The sequence below is a fragment of the Sodalis endosymbiont of Henestaris halophilus genome, from assembly GCF_900161835.1.
Taxonomy (GTDB): Bacteria; Pseudomonadota; Gammaproteobacteria; order Enterobacterales; family Enterobacteriaceae.
In genome coordinates, this window is sequence record NZ_LT897836.1 from 238,328 (window position 1) to 258,360 (window position 20,033).

Here is a 20,033-nt window from a genome sequence, read left to right on the forward strand (position 1 = left end):
GATGTTGCACACTTACCTCAATACACCCTAAATATCGTTACGTAAACAGCAAAAATCTTAGTAACTTAAATTAATTAACAAAAAGTAAGGAGTAAGGATACTAATTAACCTCCCTTAATAGGTATTAAAGAAATACACATGATTCCCTTTTTCTAGCCATGTAAGATGCTGAAGAACATTAACATGCTTAAATTAAGTTACTACTTAACAGTAGTGTAATAAACTTTACAACAAAAGTAAATTTTATATTTCTTACTACTTATTAAGTACTCAATAAATATTATACAGCACTAAAACCCGATTATAGCATTCATGACAACGACCACTGTACATTTCACATTAAATCAATATCAATGCGTGATATTGTTGCGTGTTATTTATACTTTATACTATCTTGATAAGTTGGCTAACAAAAACAACTAAATAAAAATTACATTTATTAAATAAAACACATCAACCATTTACATCGTAAATAAATCATAGATAAAAACTGTACTTTTATTATATTCAACCACTAACTAAAATGCTTTTATCTATCATAGTACTAAAATGTGATCTTCATTAATTTTCTCCTTACAAATTGTAATATTTAATCACACCTGCTAATCTTAGATAATTAATATTATCCTAAACAAGATTACAGCACTCAGACATGATAAGTCATACTTAAACTTTATAATAATGAGATTTAGTCGCTATGAAAGCATAAAATTACAAAGTCAGAAACTATACGACAAGAAATAGCGTATGCAAAGTAACAGCTCAATAAAGCGAGTTTACCACAAACAACCTAATTATTTTATAATAGTAAGGTGATTTACAATATAAAGAAATAACTTAATATTATACTTACACAACAGGTAGATAAAAGTATTCGTTAGATATGAGTAAAGATGATTGTTTTTAAAAAAGATAAAGTCTAGCTTAGCTGCTACTTTTAAAAACACATAAAAAACTATCTTAACACAATAAATAAAAGGTAGAGCAATACATTCATAATTTGATAATAAACACAAACATGGATAATGCTAAAGATAAATTAAGCTCAATAGCGTATACTTTATAAAACATAATTTTATAAACAAATGAGATAAAATATTAACCGCATTAAATACGATAATAATTAATAGCCTCGTAAAATCGCATAATCAACGCATCGAAACAAGATGGTTCACTGCGTGAACATATAAAATATTGTCTCGCATTTCAGCAATGAACAACTCTTTTGGTAACAAAAGTCATACACCTTGCTTTATGAGAACACGTTTAAGATGCCGACAAACAAGTGCCCATATAGTAGTGCCAAATCACTAAAATATATAATAAACGAAGTAATCATATTCATTGACTAATAAAAGCAAGGACTAACTGCATTGAGGATCTTTTGGGAAAATGATAAATACTAGACTTTATTTTATTAGAAGCTGGTTTACGTAGATAAAACAAACTTTACCTAAGTTAAAGTGATCGCAAATTTATATAAAATAAAAATTGCAGTTCAGTATTATAAATACGTGAAAACAAGAAAGGCAAACAAGGTTATTTTACATTATTAAGTTTGTAAGAAATTAGACAATTAGGTAAGGAAATCTAACCGCTGGACTTTTGTTAATGCATAATTATGCGTTCAAGAGATAGTTACAGCAAAAGCTGTACACAAAATACTATTAGTATAGTTACTAACTAGCTGAACGAGCGTAACTACAACTAGCAGGTATTGAAATCTTCCGGCCTCATAACCTGAAACACAAGTTGGCCAGATAGCTTGCACAACATTAGCGAACCATGAAATGCATTACGAGACACATGGTATTATAAAAACATATAGATAGTACAAAATGCTTTAACAAAATATATAATAGGGATTGATATACTTCCGACAAAAGATAGTAAGAAACTATTTTCTAGAGCCAGTGAGAGTTTGATTTATCTATTTTACTGGTGCCGATAATAGGGGTTGAACCTACGACCTTCGCATTACGAATGCGCTGCTCTACCAACTGAGCTATATCGGCATAAGACAACATAATCCTAGTATAAATCTAGGATGCACAGGCTATGCAAAACTATTTTTGATATAATCAAAACTTCATGAAGGATATTAGTAATATCTCTTAGTAATAAATAAACTCATAGATAATTTTCTCTGAAATCATTTAATTCCCGTAATTTTCACGTTGTAATAAAAGTCACGCCACCACTATCGCAGTGGTAGTCAGCGTATGCTTTTCAGCACTTTAATCAACTAACAATAACCCCATATATTGCGAGACAAATCAAACCACTGGCATGCTTTTGTTAATTTATAATCAGCATATTTAGCAGCATGCTAAGCTGATTGTCTAGCGGCCATGTTATCTACATCAATATAAAGTTGTCTAATGTCGATAAAACAATTAATAGTTTTACATAAAAACCTCTGAGGAGACATCCGCACGCATAAAATATGTGATAATCATAATTATAATTATAATCATAATCATAATCATAATCATAATCATAATCATAATCATAAAATTATGAGTACTACAATAACTTATAATAGCAAATATATTATACGGCCATGGCACGGCCATTCAATCAACTTGACATTCAGAATGCGAAACCCAGTGATTAGTCATGTCCATTGACTTCTCTCGCGGTAAAACAGATAAGGATTGTATTATTGTAATATGTTATGATGCTAGTGTCTAAATATTGCAGGTTAGCACCACAAGAAAAATCAAGGATAATGTAAGTGGTATACCTGCAATCTTTATAGCAAATTAAAAGCTATGACGTTATATTTTATTATTTTGATGATTACTTGCTTGTGCTGAAACTAATGGTTTCATAACAATAGATATTGTACACACCGATTCTATTGGTAAAAATTCATAGATGGGGTTAAGCAAAGAATAGATTATACTAACCATGCCTATAAGCGGGTATTAGCATATCCGTATAGCACAGTACCCCAGCGGGGTACAAAAAGTCGTTAGTTAGGATACAATGTGCCTTAGCAATAGAATACTCTACTCTGGAAATAGATATTACATTCCATCATGAACTATGCTGCATCATATTGAATGTAGCATAATTTATGTAGTATATTCTCTTGCCGTAAGGTTATATTAGCTGGGTTTTTATTTCTTAAAATAAATTATCATCAGCGATCACGACATAAAAGTTATCATAGACAACATCTACTATGCAAAATACGCTGAATAGCTTCAGCGACAAGATATGCAGTAAAATAGCTAATCGCCTATTAAATTTACAGGTCAAGATCAGGTAGCAACAACACAATCTAGCCGCGCGTCTGCGTAGTCTTGATATTCTATACTCGTTAACTGTTGAGTATGCTTTTACTATTATCATCCCACAGAATATAACTGTAAGCAATCTACTCCACCGTTTTATCCTTTATGAGCACACCGTGGTCAATACAACCCGACTTGGTAACAAGGCTTGTTGTATCACTTTGCGCAAACGCTAGTGCTTCTTAAAAAGAGTATCTCGTTACTGTAGATCAAGATTAACAGATATTCGTAACCCAGGCTGACATTAATGTCCTTGGGTAAAAGATAACCAACAATCATATTAAGCGCATCACTTTTATAGTTACTGATACCATGTCATAGGCAAGTATCACAGCCGTCTATTCTACAAATATAAAGTACAACCCAAAGGAAAAATTTCTTATAATTGTTTAACATACCTTAGTAATATAAAACTACCCGTATAATATTACTTTTACAGCTATTCATCGGCATATTTATCAATAAAAATAAAGATGCACCTATTCACCAGTTATTAAATCATTAATAATATTCAATGTAACCAAGCATCTTGCTCTGTTTCTCGTCGATGCCTTCAATTTCAAGAATTAAAATAGCGGGAAAGGGCGCAATTCTGCAGCAAAAAGCTAAAAATTATATTAATCAGTTGTTGTAATTTATCAGTCTTGTTTAGCATTATTACTAGTGCCGAAAATTATCTTTGTCACCCACTTTGATTACAGAAATAGTCTACCAGCATTGTGCGTAACTAAACATAAAATCATTATACATAAAAGAGCGCTGGGTGTCGCTGTCGTTAAAGAACTATTAATGATCTTCCATATCGATTTTGATTAGCAAGATATAATTTATAACAGATACTACGAGAATATAATTGCACCTAAAACTTAATAAAGAGCTTTCACCTACCGCCGCGACTGACTGCTTGAAAGATATATGGTGGCAGGTCGGAATTATAATACTAAAGAAGTATTTAACCCTCTTTGGAAATATCCAAGCTGGACAGGATAATTATAATGTAGTAAGTCTATGCATAAAAAATAGTACATTTAGCGCACTAGTAGAATAAAACGCTGATAAAAACAGTAGCACGCACCTAATTTTGACTTTATAATTTAAATACTGTTGATTATAGTACCTGTCGTTAAGGACATTTATTAACTTACAAGTCGCCTATCTCTAAGGGGAATTAAGCGTTATGCCTAATAGCGCATAGCAAAACTAATGGGAAAGCAGAAGCAGAAAATTTAGCTTTTAAACGAAATCACTATTTTTTAGCGCCGACAAAGGCTACAGTTTTATACTCATCATTGATGATGTAAGTAATTTAGCACAAAAGACACAAAATTATTTTTTTTGCTTTTTAGTCACTACATGCAACTAGGGTTTTGTATGCTTTTTTTATTTAATATGTGCTTTTTATTAAAAAAAACGACCTGTTTAAAATAAATATAAATATTTATTTCCACATAAAAATAGATCTGCTAACTATATAACCCATATTTCTTAAGAACACACCGCATATTATTGCTTCATATTATTATATGTATACGACAAAACAGTTGAAGAAAATAGTTATCTATGCACTTACCTTTATAAAAGTATATTTCTAAGCTGAGAAAAAACTTAGTTCTGATAGCGCTTATATAATAATTTAGACTATAAAGCGGACTGTTCTTCTTGCTAATCTTAAAGAGCAAACAAACAGTGCTACACTGTTATAGTTGTAATGTTTTAATTTTTTGTAAATTTGCTAAATCTCTGTGAATGCTTGATACAATTATAGTTTAGGAACAATTCCTTAATTAGGAATCAGCTTTTCGATAAAACAATCGGAAATGTCAATAATTAGCAGGCACAAAGGCTAACGGACACATAGCCGTTTTGAAATAACTGATAGGTATCGTATTTATAGTATGTGCTAAGCTTAAATACATTTAAACACTTGGAGAAGTATTTCTCATCCTAAGATGGAGGTAAACTAAAAATAATAACATAACTTCACTTGATCTACAAATCCTACTGCTTTATTTCATGCAGCAAATTTTGCTTATTACCAAGCATTGTTGGTAACACAACGTTTACTATTGGCTTTATGCTAGGCCATTTCTCCCTTGATGGGATAGTTTAGCTATGCTGTAAAATGCAAGCTTTATTATCGTCACTGTCAACTTTACTCAAAATATACTATCACCCAACCGTGAACTAAGTACGATTACTCGTACATCTAGTTGTAGCCGCTATACCCGATAATCCAGGTATCTAGTCGCCGGCACCGAAGCTTAGTAAGTCAATATTTTCTATTTACCACGGGTTGATATCTCGTCAAACCAAAATTTAGTAGTGGATAAACTTATACTAGTTGTCATGATTAGTGACAATAGTATGCTGTATTGTACCTTATAATAGATATAAGACTTCCCATGTGAAGAGATTTTGCGATATCAAAATGGAGGTCGTGCATGCTAATTGCCGTTAATAAGCCGAAACATTTAAGCAATACTTATGTATAGTTAATAGAGCGCATACTAGCTTTGATCGTAAATTGCTTATAAACTAAGTAGGTAAAATATTTAGTCGCGATAGATGGTAAAAACCACTATTTGTCCACTAATGGCGGCACAAATACTATGCCCATATCCCAAGGTTGTTCTATCCAGGTATTCTGAGGAATATCTATTATATAATCATCTACCAGCGGGCGGCCCGCCGGTTTGGCAAAAATGGCAACAAAATGAGCCTTAGGGTACATTTCGCGAATAGTTTTTACTGTACTGCCAGTATCCACTAAATCGTCAACTACGATAAATCCTTCCGCAGCCTTTATTGCAGGTTTTAACACGTTAAGATCACGATGATTATCGTGATCGTAGCTGGATACGCATACAGTATCCACATAACGGATATTTAACTCGCGAGCTATTAATGCGCTTGGCACCAAACCGCCGCGGCTGACCGCAATAATCCCTTTCCATTGTTCAGCGGGCAGTAGGCGCTTGACCATAGTACGCGCGTGAATTTGCAACATGTCCCAAGTGACAACGTATTTCTCACTCATAAAATTCATTCCCAACCTCGGCTTGAGTCGTCCTAAAAATCTTAGAGGGGAAAGATTGCGCGAGATTATAAAGACTAAGCTGTCTAAAGGCTAGTATCTATCTTTTTTAAACTCAGTTACACTGGCAAATCAAATAGTATTTTTGGCTTTAAAAATGGTTGTAACACTACTAGGCGGCTTAACCCTCCAATAGTGGCGTAACCACACATATTATTATAAAAATTTAAGGTATGTGCCTTACCTGAACTTAGTCACAGGCAGCTAGGAGTCTATCGCCATATGTCTTAACTTACACCAGTTTTACAATAACAACATTAATGTGCAATATCCTCATGCACAAGTCGACGACATTAAACTAGGCAAATTATAGTATGATTGCAATATAAGTGCATCCTAGCATATAATGCCAATCACAAAAAACACAATAACGCATAACATACACATCCTGCTATGTATAAATCTAATAAATAAAAGATATATAAAGCATAATACTCAGCGTATGATAATAGTATTAAACCCTGGCTGGTGCATTGGTATTAAACGTCATCGATAACTAAAAAACTTAGATAACTGGTTGCATCTAACTAAAGCCTACGCTGAACAACTAATCCTGTTATTCAATGCCATGCCACACAGTATTATACGTCTGAGTCATTATATGAAAAGCGTCGCGGCATAGCATGTGAATAACGATATAGTGTAAAGATACGAACTAACAACGCCCAAAGAAGATGACTAATATGTCCGCTTATCAACAAGCAGCATACAAGCAAGTAAAAGTTATGCTGTATGTGCTTAGTCAACTTATTGACGTTGCTACTAGGTTTGCCCAAAGCAAACGCCCTAGTTGACACAAGATGACAACTAATCGACAATGCATTATTTAGTACGTAATATCTATCGACTATTTTAGTAAAAGAATCAGGCAACAAATACAGTTTTAGAATACGTTCTATTTAAATGCTACCCCCACAACGATATTTACCTAAAATTTATCGACTATCCATGAGTATCTAGTATTCGACGAATTCACAAGTAAGAATATAGCTTAACTTTGGTTAGTACCAAAAAAAAATCTTCAGAACTACTAAAAGTAATCTCCACAAAACAAACGTTACTGAAATTACTTTTTAATGAAATTTAGACCAGATATGGCTACTATATGCAGCTGTCAATACTGCTGAGATTTTCACGCTCGCATTCAGCTACCAACACATGCGGTAATGTGATTACACGTTATTTAAAAGAAGAATCTTTTATTACTAATCTAAAAGCAATGAGCGTGCAAACTGTACATTTATTAATGTAATACACTGCGTTCGACGGGCGAGTAATCTTAAAATCACTGACGAGCAGTGATCATCAATTTGGTTTTATTACAACTTGTTTATGAATGCTTATGCATTATCTCCTAATAATTAGGAGAACTTGAATTTGAAGCTTCGACCGTCGGATCGGCAGATCGGGAAGAGCCCGGAAGAGATACTGATTCAGTGCAAGATTAAAGATGATCTATAATTCTCCCAAACGCACAATTAATAACGGGTGATATAGTACTCAAGAATTATAGTCAGTGCTTACCAACTTAAGTTATTTAGCTATAGAACTCACTCTCTCCGTTCATTAATGCTCTGGTAAGCATTCTGAAATCATATAATATAGTTTTCTAAACTAGCTTAATAGAAAAACAGGGCTCTATGTCAAATGAATACACTACGGAGTAGGTTACATACGTCACATCATCAAATGTTTTTTGAGCACCTTAACATAAATTGAGATCTGTGCCCACAGTAGCTGCGGTAAACATGTCAGTTATGGATAAGAATTATATTAACTGTTGAAGCTATATTTGCCAAGTAACGTTATGCGCCGCAGTCGTTAACGTATTTAATAATACATAATATAAACATAACAATTTGAATATTAGCAATGCTGTTAGCAACACTAACTATCTAGTGAACATTTTAGTTAACGTATTTTACGACGGTTTGGATACAAAAAGACGCAAAGTTAATTTATATGCCTGGAATTATTTTAGCTGTTTATATCAGCAAGATATAACATAACAATCATTGTTATGATATTACTAATAGTAGTTACTACAATAACTACTAACAATAATATATCAATGTAAACGTTACGATAATTATTTAAGTAGATCGTTACGTAATAGACTGTTATGATATACTTAATATTTTAATTGCGTAAATTTATCACTATGTGAAAACTTTATTAGTTAATAAACATACTTGATTAAAATTAATATTTTCTCTTTCGCATACTAAAATTAGTAAATATGCACGCCACTATTATGCTGGTTATGGTAAGTAATGTAATTAAGTTGCAGAACAATAAAGCCGAATCAGGTTAATATAATTCAATACTGACAATGTCGTATATTTAATAATAAAGATGTGATACATATCAAGCTAATATTGCGTTGAGACCCGTTAGCTATGTCATAAATTAAATTGCTAATTAGTAAGAAAATTATAGGTTTCCCTATCTCTACCTTCTGCTTTGCAAGTTTCGTTGCTGGTCATAAGTTGGGTATATGTCACCGTAACCACAAAAGTGACCACATTATGAGGCATAGCCTACTTTTTTAAAATTGCAGAAAACTTGTGCCAAACCTCTATCTAATAGAGAGAGGTTTGCACAACAACCCCATGTTGGGGTATATCATAGGCGGTAACAAACTAAAAATCTCTTTTGTCGCAGTATATTCGCTAACCGAAAATACAGCTAAATACCTACAGACAATATAGCTACCCAAAATTTCAGAAGGGGGATATGCTCGTAAATTAACTTCGGCAGTGATACAGTCACGAACGAAGTTAATTTGCGAGCATAATTTAATAAAATTATTTTACATCAGTTACGTAATAAAAGGTTTGATAATAAATCATGAGTTTTTTTAAATACTGCATATTAATTCCCTGTAAGAGCTGGTTACCCAACCAGCCAAAACGTAGATAAACTTATTACAACACAGTTGTAATAAGTAAATATTTAAAAATATCTATTAAACACATTAGTGATCATAATGATAGCTTTTAAAATAACCATCTCTTGTCCATTTTATACTGATTCTAGTTATTTCACCACCATTTTCTTCTCTATTAGAAGTATTAGAATATGAATTACCTTAATATGAATTTCCTGTATGCGATCAGCATAACCAAAATGAGGCACGCGGATTTCTACATCAGCTCTGCTAGCTATTTTACCTCCTCTTTTGCCGGTAAGAACGATAATCCACATTCCTTTTGTGCGCGCGGCATCAATAGCGCGGATAATACTTGCAGAATTGCCGGAGGTAGAGATACCTACCAAAACATCTCCTTGATTACCTACCGCTTCAATATAGCGTGAAAAGACATGTGCATATCCGAAATCGTTACTGACACATGATAGATAGCTGGGATCGGAAATAGCAATAGCTGGATAACCTGGGCGATTTTTGCGATAACGACCGGTTAATTCTTCGGCAAAATGCATCGCGTCACAGTGAGACCCGCCGTTGCCGCAGGCAAGTACTTTTCCGCCGGCTTTAAAAGTATCGGTAATCAGTTTGGCCGCATTTTCAATATACTGAATATGGCGCTCGTCACTAAGAAAATTTTGTAGCGTTTGTAAAGATTCATGAAGTTCGTTGCGGATCATGTCTTGATACATTAAGTCTCCTTCAATTAAAACGGGAGGATGTATAAATTTTTACGTTTATTTGTTTACCGAAAAATGTGCATATCGCAAAGAAGCAGTTTGTATAAACCGTCATTAAAAATCTTCATCCTGAAAGATAAAAAAAGGGGGCTATAAGCTATTGACAACTCTTATAGCTCCAGAGCTGTTATTTGATAAGCATTTTATCGCAATATTTATCAAATAGCATATATAATGCTGGGCACACACTGATTTAGTTAAAGTTTTGAACGTTTAAAGTTTAAGGGAACATAAACCTACAGCAACTTCAGGGGGGTATATGGTGTTTTACCACGCGGTTTAATTCAGCACCGCATTCAACATGACTAAAAAGCTAATAACGCCCTACTTTCCTAAGATTAGGAAAGACTACATAACGATTATCTCCTTTGCTGACACTTTTGATACTATAAAAGTTGCTTATAGGTAATATTGCTTATATAATATTTCATATCTTTGAATGCATTATTTAACATTTACACAGTGTTATCCACTATTTTTACTGAAATGTTTACATACACTTTAGCATTCACGATAACTGCATAGCACTAACCTAATATGTGCTATAATATCAAAAAGTTAGCTGGAAATTATAAAACTAAAGTGATGATAATACACACTAACTAAGCATATTTGAGGTTTAAATAATAAGGTTTTCTTTTGCCTATCGACACTCGAAACCAAAATATATCTCACTTATCAGTGACGTAATCATCTTTTATGCTAATTATTTAAATGTTATTAATTATGCTAATTGTATTCGTTTACTAACGTATTTTACTCATGAGACTTTGTAAAATAACTTATTACTTTTACTACTTTTAATATAAAGCAGTAGCAGATATTTGGCTATATACATGTTTATTATCATTTATAACTGAAATATTTTTTGATTATAAATACGCTTATCAGAAGTAATATTTAACCATAAACACTTTAATGATCAAATAATATCGCGTTATTGTATGATAATATCACCTCTCGATCTGACTGTTTCTGGAATAACAGTCAATTTTACTCGTTTAGCGTTAAACTTTCTTTATATCTGGTAAAATCAGATGTGAGCTATAAGCAACCCTTTAATATAAAGTAATTATACAAGGATTTTGCATTAATTAAGTTTTGACAAACTACTCCCAGTGTCGATTCTGTCGTGAGGATCTTAAATGTTTTACTACATAGCACTATTATTTCAACTGTTACCTAGCACCCGGCTACATACCTTAATTATATTATTTGATAACACTACAACTATAGACGGTATTTTGGCTGATATAGTGGATTCTTTTAATAGCTATGGAAAACACACACAGATAGAAGGACGACCCAACAACAGCAACTATCTAGCTATCTTGAGCTATTATAACAGTGTATAAAGAGTAAATCAATGTCTAAAACTTACCAAAAACCCATATTAGTTTATAGGCAAACAAATTGAGTATCACCTCTAGATAAGCTCTCACTCTTGCTAGTCCAAAAATTAGTAATGTCACAGTACAAACCTAACTAGACTATTTATTTGTAAACTCGAGGTGAATAAAAACTAACTATCACTATTTCTATAAGCTCTTCCCTGATAGTGAATCAACGTTCTATCCTGACCTCGTGGTTATAAAAGACGACGGAAGAAATATCTTTGGTATTGATAGAAAACCTACGTAAATATTTCAGGTTAATTTTACCAGGCTGCTTTTAATGACGCCTGAACATCAGATTTATATCTCTTATTCAGCAATAACATGGACTATAGTTACTGTGATGTAAATTAAAAAATCGAGCACAGCGATATAAATACATATTGAGCTCTGTAGTTATATTTTATCGAAAAACATTAAGTTTATATAAGTTAAAGAACGCATTAACCTGTTTAGAATTTATTTTATTTAATACCGCATCTTTTATAATCATAAATTCAATTTATTAAAGTAAGTTATGATAACTTATAGAGATGTAAACCTTTTCTTCAAGGCAATAGTCTTGACACACTACTCATAGTAAAATACTTAACGTTCATTGCCTTAACTGTATCTTTATTTAAATAATATTAATTAAAATCTATATGAATATTGCGAGCTGCACTGAAGTTAAAAATGTTCTACTAATAAGATTACTTATAAAATATTAAAAATAGCATTACACACTATAACTTAGGTAAGCTCTTATAAATTGCTGCTAAAAACAGGGAGAAAATAGCGAGCACTTAATATGTATTTCTAGCAAGAAAAGACAAAATCCTGTAATTTGGGAAATACTGAATTCTAGGTTTTTAAGTAGTTAACATTGCAGATGATAATAAACTTTATAATTCTAGCGTAACAGTACAGTGCTCTAATTAAATAAAGTATTGCAATACTATTACATTTTGTCGCGAATAGAAAGGCGCATAGTAAAATCAAGGGTAAATCACATTTAATGCTTTGGGCGAGTACTGAGTTGTTTTTTGATAAATACACAAATGTAGTATCCTGCGTTCATTGCAACCTGCCAAGATAATTTTATTCGCTTTGCACCGTAATTTCTTTTCGCCACAAACAGTTGCCGCTTTTTTTCTGCACTAGATCCAACTGCTTCTCATGGGCTACGACTTCCTCAATGTTAGCATAAACGACCTTCAACGAAGTTCGGGCGCTATTATGCTTTTTATGCATTTGCACAGAATCCCTTACATCGCGCTGTTTATGCTCCCCTTCCATTACAAAATGCATGGCGGTCTGACTGCTGGTCATTCGCAAAAAAACAGCCGCTAGGATTTCGGCATCGAGCAAAGCTCCGTGGTAGGTACGTCTACTATTATCGATAAAATAGCGGTCGCACAGTGCGTTCAAACTATTGCGTTTACCTGGAAACATTTTACGTGCTAATAGCAAGCTATCCGTGACCTTACACATAGTATCAGTTTTAGCAATGCCTAGATTAAGCATTGAAAACTCATAATCTATAAAGCCGATATCAAAAGGTGCGTTATGAATTACCAGTTCTCCCCCGCGAATAAACTGCAAAAATTCATCTGCCACCTCCGCAAATGACAATTTATCGATTAAAAATTCATCACTGATGCCGTGTATATTGAACGCTTCTGGATCTACGTACCGATCCGGTTTCAGATAAGTATGAAAATGCCGGCCAGTAAACCGGCGATTGATGACTTCTATCGCGCCAATTTCAATAATTCGGTGTCCTTCGTAGTGGACACCGAATTTGTTTATGCCGGTAGTTTCAGTATCCAGAAAAATCTGTCGCGTAATGTCCGTGCTCATCATGTTTGTTTATGTCAGACTTGAGTTTTAACTTATAGTAAATATATCAGAAATGCGCAAACAAATTGAAATTTATATTGATGGTTCGTGCCTAGGAAATCCCGGCCCCGGCGGCTATGGAGCTATATTACGTTATAAACATCATGAAAAAACTTTTAGTGCCGGATATTACCTAACCACCAACAACCGCATGGAGTTGATGGCGGCTATCATGGTTCTGGAAACACTTACGGACACCTGCGAAATCGTGCTCAGTACCGACAGTCAATACGTCCACCAAGGCATTACACAATGGATTCATAATTGGAAAAAGCGGAGCTGGAAAACTGCCGAAAAGAAACCGGTAAAAAATATCGATTTATGGCATAGGTTAGACGTTGCTATTCAGTCCCATAACTTGCGCTGGGATTGGGTAAAAGGCCATGCTGGTAATCCTGACAATGAACGCTGCGATAAACTAGCAAGCGCCGCCGCCAGTCATCCAGCGTTAGCTGATACTGGCTATCTAATTGAATTGCAAACTCGTAGTAAACGAGAGAAATAAAAAGTGTTTACTATTCTTTCCAGGCGTGCAGCTATCGGTAACTGCAAGTGGTGACGTTAATCGGCCGTTGCAATTTTTGTTTGGAAACTATCTTTTTCAATAGCGTCAGACTTAAAGGCAACGTTCGTTTGCGAGAAATTATAACACTCAGACAACCAATAGCGGGACAATGAGTACTGAGGAGCCGTCCTCCTTGAGGACGCCATGGCAACACTTGCAAACAGGTACGATATAATACCTCAAAATTCAGCATCCCTAGCCAATCTAACAGTCTCATATGTGTATACATTCGGCTTCTGTATGGCTGATTCTTAAAAAGAATCGGGAACATTTTTCTCAATCCCAACAAACTCACTGGATTGAATGTCGTCGTAATAAGCCAACCATCATCAATCAGTACCCGATCTACCTCCCGCAGTAGCCGATGCGGATCAACCGAATAAGATAAGGTATGAGCCAATAAACAGGCATCTGCTGACTTATTGGCAAAAGGCAATTGGTAAGGATCGGCAATAACGTGCAAATATTTACCATTTAAGCCCACATTAATCTGATGGGAAATAGCACAACAGCTGGTATCTAGATCCGCGCTCAAAGCGCCGATTTTGAGTAAATGAAAACCAAAAAGTTTAGGCCACCAGGTTTTCAACCCATGCTCTAGTGTCCGACGATAGTAAACACCAAAAGGAATATCTTCCCATGACGTAGGCGCCAAAATAGTCTTGTTAATTTTCGCTGGTTTCATGTTTTTTATCTTCTAATAAATTATCACAGAGAAGAGTAGGTTAATAAATATTATCAATATGCTAACACTGACAGATAATTACATTCGGTTTTACACCATTGCAAAAGCCAATAGCTAGCTGCAAACCATAACTAGGTAACGCTAGGATTATAGGTGCTTATCAATCACTACTTTTACCTATCGCGATTTATTAACTAATAACATCAAATCATGTAAGAAAAACTACTGACTGAATAACGCATTTTGGTACAAATTTAAAAATCAAACACTAGCACTAACATTAATATATGCATGATCAACGAAACTATACTTAGACATTACTGTATAACACCATTTAGCATAATGACATTACTCGTTTATATACTCCGGTATATTGTATTTTACAGCGTATTTTAGATTTTGAGCGGTGATACGATGCTTACGAGGATTATAGTTAGATTTTTGAAAGCAAACTAAAGCAAATATAATAACACCTTCTTATACATTTATTTTGATGCACGTGAGTACAAAATTATAACATTAACAATGTGTTATTTTCGACGCGCTCTGTTATCACAAATAGTGATAACACAGGTTATTAACGTAATATTAAATAGTTACACTTAAATAGGCTCACTTGCCTTCTACACTCTATGTAGATATTCAGCAAATTTTTAACGCTGTCATTGCATTGATTAAAACACAAAGAAAATGCTTAATTCGTTTTCCAATAAAACAGGTGTGCTTTTGCGATATTAAGCAAGAAAAACGAGATCATTTCTTATGTTCTTTGTAATAGCTTATAACTTTTAAGTGAAGTGGATAGTATGTATGAGATCTCTCTCACATACAAATAAGCACCAGTACAATACTACTATTGTAGTATAATAGTTTTAACTATAATCTCCAGGCAGTTAAGAAGAATACAAATAGATCATAACGAAAAGATTAACGATAATCCAAAAAATATAGAGATACAAGATAACTTATTATTCTACGATGAAATAAAGAGTTTTTTTTAAAAGGCGTCATCTTTACGATGTAAAATTACTAGCAAAATCATACTACATATGTACTAAAAAGTAAATCATATTAAACAACTATCGCTTTTGTCTTTAAAGACACCATCAACTATTAACGCGGCTAATTGTTGACTATCCTTGGCCTATAACAAGCAGTCAAGTAGTTAGATTGTTTATTTTATCTATTAACACAAAAAAGAGCAAAAAGCAGCAACCCCAATTTTAGGCCATTGGCCTTGATGTGTGACACTACTATTTCTATTTCAAAAATGATTTTGTTTAGCAAGTTCATTAAGAACAGCGAATAATTTTGCATCTTATTATTTAAATACAATGCACAACCTACACTTGCGAAGGTGAAGTCGGTTAACTAACCGGCCAAACGCAGATAATTGCAATTACTAGCTTTCGCTGATCAAAATGTAAAATTACACAATAACTACAAATGCAACACAACGCCGCTAATTAACTAAATGATATTATCATTTATGTTTAAAAGCATATGCTTTTAAACATGTGCTAGAGAATGACAAACCCGTAGCGGCGGTAGCAATTGAATAAGTGCTACACAATACGTTGTATGGCATAACAAAACGTTAACACGCTAAATCCTCGCTACCCCTGCAGACATGCATTAACTTAAGTGTGTAGCACACATCCTTAAATATATGCTAAAATAATAAGAGTATCACTAAAAGGCACGATGTGCAGAGTGCTAACAAAACAATACCCTTAATGTAGGACATAAAAGAGATTTTTTGGCAAACGCCGCTAAACGCAAAAGACGTCTATGTAAAGGACGTTATGTGCTGAAACAATTGATTGAAAAGTATTCACAATATGCATACGAAACTTAAGCTACTATGATTAATCAACGGCTAATTCATATAACAACTACTAATACATAAACAACTACACATTTTGCTGTCGACGACATTTAAAACTTAGAGTTGCACCTGATTATGTTATTGCCTATAGTCAAAAAAACTGCTATAATATCTGCTTTAATGCCCCCACACATCAACACTATAGTCGGTATTTTATATCAATAATTTGCGATCTAAACGTGATCGAATTCAATTAGCAATAAATTATGATCTCAGGCCTCAGTCATTAGTACTAATGACTAGAAGTCGCTCAGGTCGCGATAAAAAATAAAACACAACAGTCGGCCAAGCACCCGTCTGCACTAATCATCGACAAACCTTACTTTATTAAGTTTGTGATACGTGCAGCAAACCCAATAAAACATTAGCCGGCGCTGTCAGAGCTCCAAGCATTAAAATCTCCACGCTATAATAACAAAACCACGATGATGAAGAATCTGCTCTTGAATTGGGTATAGCTGTTTACAGTACACATCAATGTACTAGATAAAATCTATTGCGTGGATACTGACTACAAATCAGTAGCTTTAAATTAAAAACAAGATACACAAGTGATCAAAGCCCTCTTAACTAATCGTAACAACAGCTAGCACTTGAGCAATAAAAAGCAACAAACAGGATAAGCGGCGAAAAGGGTAATGGCTTTTGATGAATGCTGGAAAATTAATGCATAATCTAGTCAACTGCCAGATAAATGCAAGGTATTAAATCGGATGAGCGCAAGTGTGGTTATTGCTTCTTGCAATAAAACAACTAGGTATTCTACCAAAATTTTGTAGTATCGATAACCAATTGATGCACTGCTGTTTGTAGATATTACATACCATTATCCGTAAAAGATAGGATCTTTTACCTCTAACTGACTAGAGGTAAAAGATGGAAAATACGTTCAACTAACTGACAAACTACATATCTAACAACATATGTTTGTGTTGGCAAGATACCCCTATTTATTTAAATACATTTTACGACTGTGGCAGGATTTAAGTTCACTATCCGAATCTTATTGATAGACGACTAACTATAATGCATGCTTATAAAAGCTCAGACAGCAAATTCAATGTGTAAGCTAATAAAATATTACTTAGCCACACACATAATATATAACAAAACTACCCGCTTTTGTAAGCGTAACCATAGAATACTGCAAACGCACGGCGCCTGCTTTCGTATAGTATATATTTCAACAGTTAGTAAAGGTTACTGCCGTCATCTATTCTATCCTGACCTTAACTAGACGATGACAGGGAATGATTAGCGCGTCGTAATTAACTACGGCAAATAGACACTGTGATTATATTACTAACTGCCAAACTTATTGATCGTAAGAATTTAAAAAGCTAGTAATCGATGACGCATTTAAAATAGAATTAGAAAAAGATGTTAAGAACCAATACACAATAATTTTGTATTGTTAATAGCAATACCAACATTGATAGATATTTGGCGGCACCATTGTACTACAGTAGCAATAGAAAAATTCTATGTAATAATTATCGAGTTATCCGTTGTAAAATACTGGTACAGAACTGCCGCCTTTGCTACCCATCGGTATCCTGCCCCTTTTTTTCTCTAATCACGTAGGTACAAAGCGCTTACGTCACCAACCGATGACATACTTTAATGGGCAACTTACTAGTCCGTTAGCGAAATGTTTGACGAACTTAGCACACAATAAAACGCAGCAAAACGCCTGTTCTTATATAAAGCAAATTTCACTTATTTCTCTATGAGAGCAATGAAGCTATAATGCTGTTGGCCAATACTACGACTATAATCTAGTTTATATAGTAAACTACACCGATCTTTGGAAACTAAACTTACTAATACATCGTACAACTGCTGTATAAAGCACAAAACGCAAAAAAGAACGAACCCCCTTAACAACATACGGGCCGGTACTCCTTATCCTTATCTAACTTTAGCGCTTAACATATTTAGCTTAAGTAAAAATGACTGTAAAATTTACGGTGTTAGCAATTTCAGCATACGAAATAAGTGCTGCTAACTTCTAGCTAGAAATTAACAACCAGATTCATCCAGGTAGTAATAATGATATGATTTTTGAGGAAGAGCGGCGGGTATTAACCATGAAGTCGATTTCATCGAAACTGTAGTAAAGCATAACACTCACACTAGATTATTAAGCCTTACAAACACAGACCCTAGCTAAAAAAAAGCAATAGCAAAATTGCCCCACTAAAAATTAGTACCTTGACTCACATGGATTCTACCCAAAAACTATAACTGTGCTAGTTGAGTCAATACTCTGTGCTATGATTCCTAGCGACCAGCTATAATTGATTGCACTTGAAGTAATATGAGATTTATATTTCATAATAACAGCTATATGTAATCGGTGCAAAAATATTATGCATACCACTAGACGAGTAGTCTGGGAGCACTAATATTAGTGCTGTTTATAATAATTTAGTTTAAATACAGCTAGATATTAGTGCTGTAGCTGGTACTTTTCATAAATACCTTAATATAATCGACAAATTATGATAAGAACATCGTTTGTAGTATATCCTTATGATTAAACTATTAACTCTATTCACCACTCTGAAAACTAATCACCATTTCGATCTTTTTAGCTAAAATATTTATCACGCTAGCTTTTGGTAACCCCAAGGAATGGCATAAAGCCGTTAGAAGCGAGAATGCATAACTATCTTTAGTTATTATCTTCATCTATCACTTTATTTTATGAGCAACGAGCCATACATACATGATACTGCTATTATTTATAATTAAATCTCTTCCCAGCATAGCCAAAGGCACGATAACTCGTATTATGAATTGACAAAATTAAATTTACTTTATGCGCACCAATTCAGACACGCTATTAAACCTAATTAAGCTGGTTAAAAGTAAATAAAATTTTATTAACATGCACACTTTATTAAATAAAGATTTTTAATCAAATCAATATTAAACATAACTAACTGTTATGTAATTTTTTGTGCGTTACTAATTGTTATTATTATTTTCTTAATTGGCATGCATAATCAAAATTAATGCTATAGCTATTATATGTTTTATATATTTACTTTTATGAAGCTGACATAATATATCATTTTATTAAATATCCAAATGCATCAAGCTATTTAATAAATAGTTAATATATTCATAACGTAATTACTGTTATTGAGTTAATCTTTTTAACCCCATTTAATTGATAATGCCTCCTTTTCGCCACTCTCAAATAGTAGCGAAAAGGAGGCATTGTATTTATTCATCGCCAGCCGATATGTTCGTATTTTCAGCAAACTGGCAGATACAGTAATTTTTTACAGTAATTAACCACATTTTATTTATATCTCAAACACACATCGTTCTAAATTGAATCAAAATTTCAAATTCTAGTTAACTAGAATTTGACGAATGCTGCAGATCTTAAATTTTGCTATTTAATACATCGATTTATGCATTACTAACAAATTAGCATTATTAGCTTCTGTACTGCTTACCTAGTTGTCGCATGATGAATTTTATTCTACTATAATTATTTGTTTTATTTTATTAATTTATAAGGCAAAATTTTGTTCTATT

At 33.5% G+C, this 20,033-nt stretch carries 5 protein-coding genes and 1 tRNA gene; 1 reads left to right on the forward strand and 5 read right to left on the reverse strand.

The genetic code is table 11. The features are described from left to right. Positions 1 to 1,939: 1,939 nt before the first annotated feature. The 4 genes from HBA_RS00550 to dnaQ all read right to left on the reverse strand — a co-directional run bounded on the left by HBA_RS00550 (position 1,940) and on the right by dnaQ (position 13,301). A tRNA-Thr gene (locus HBA_RS00550) sits at positions 1,940 to 2,015 on the reverse strand. Between the two features lie 3,865 nt (positions 2,016 to 5,880). After that, on the reverse strand, positions 5,881 to 6,339 hold the full coding sequence (gpt, locus tag HBA_RS00555; RefSeq protein ID WP_097032605.1) for a xanthine phosphoribosyltransferase: 459 nt from the start codon (positions 6,337 to 6,339) through the stop codon (positions 5,881 to 5,883). Between the two features lie 3,096 nt (positions 6,340 to 9,435). Beyond that, positions 9,436 to 10,017, reverse strand: a complete 582-nt coding sequence (gene lpcA, locus HBA_RS00560; RefSeq protein ID WP_097032122.1) for a D-sedoheptulose 7-phosphate isomerase — start codon at positions 10,015 to 10,017, stop codon at positions 9,436 to 9,438. 2,522 nt (positions 10,018 to 12,539) lie between these two features. Then, positions 12,540 to 13,301, reverse strand: a complete 762-nt coding sequence (gene dnaQ, locus HBA_RS00565; RefSeq protein WP_097032606.1) for a DNA polymerase III subunit epsilon — start codon at positions 13,299 to 13,301, stop codon at positions 12,540 to 12,542. 52 nt (positions 13,302 to 13,353) lie between these two features. Between dnaQ and rnhA the strand changes: the two genes are divergently transcribed. Next, positions 13,354 to 13,845 (forward strand): ribonuclease HI, encoded by a 492-nt coding sequence (gene rnhA / locus HBA_RS00570; RefSeq protein ID WP_097032123.1) that lies wholly within the window; start codon positions 13,354 to 13,356, stop codon positions 13,843 to 13,845. Between the two features lie 31 nt (positions 13,846 to 13,876). Here rnhA and HBA_RS00575 read toward each other — a convergent pair whose 3' ends face one another. Next, on the reverse strand, positions 13,877 to 14,590 hold the full coding sequence (locus tag HBA_RS00575) for a class I SAM-dependent methyltransferase (RefSeq protein ID WP_097032124.1): 714 nt from the start codon (positions 14,588 to 14,590) through the stop codon (positions 13,877 to 13,879). Between the last annotated feature and the right edge of the window lie 5,443 nt (positions 14,591 to 20,033).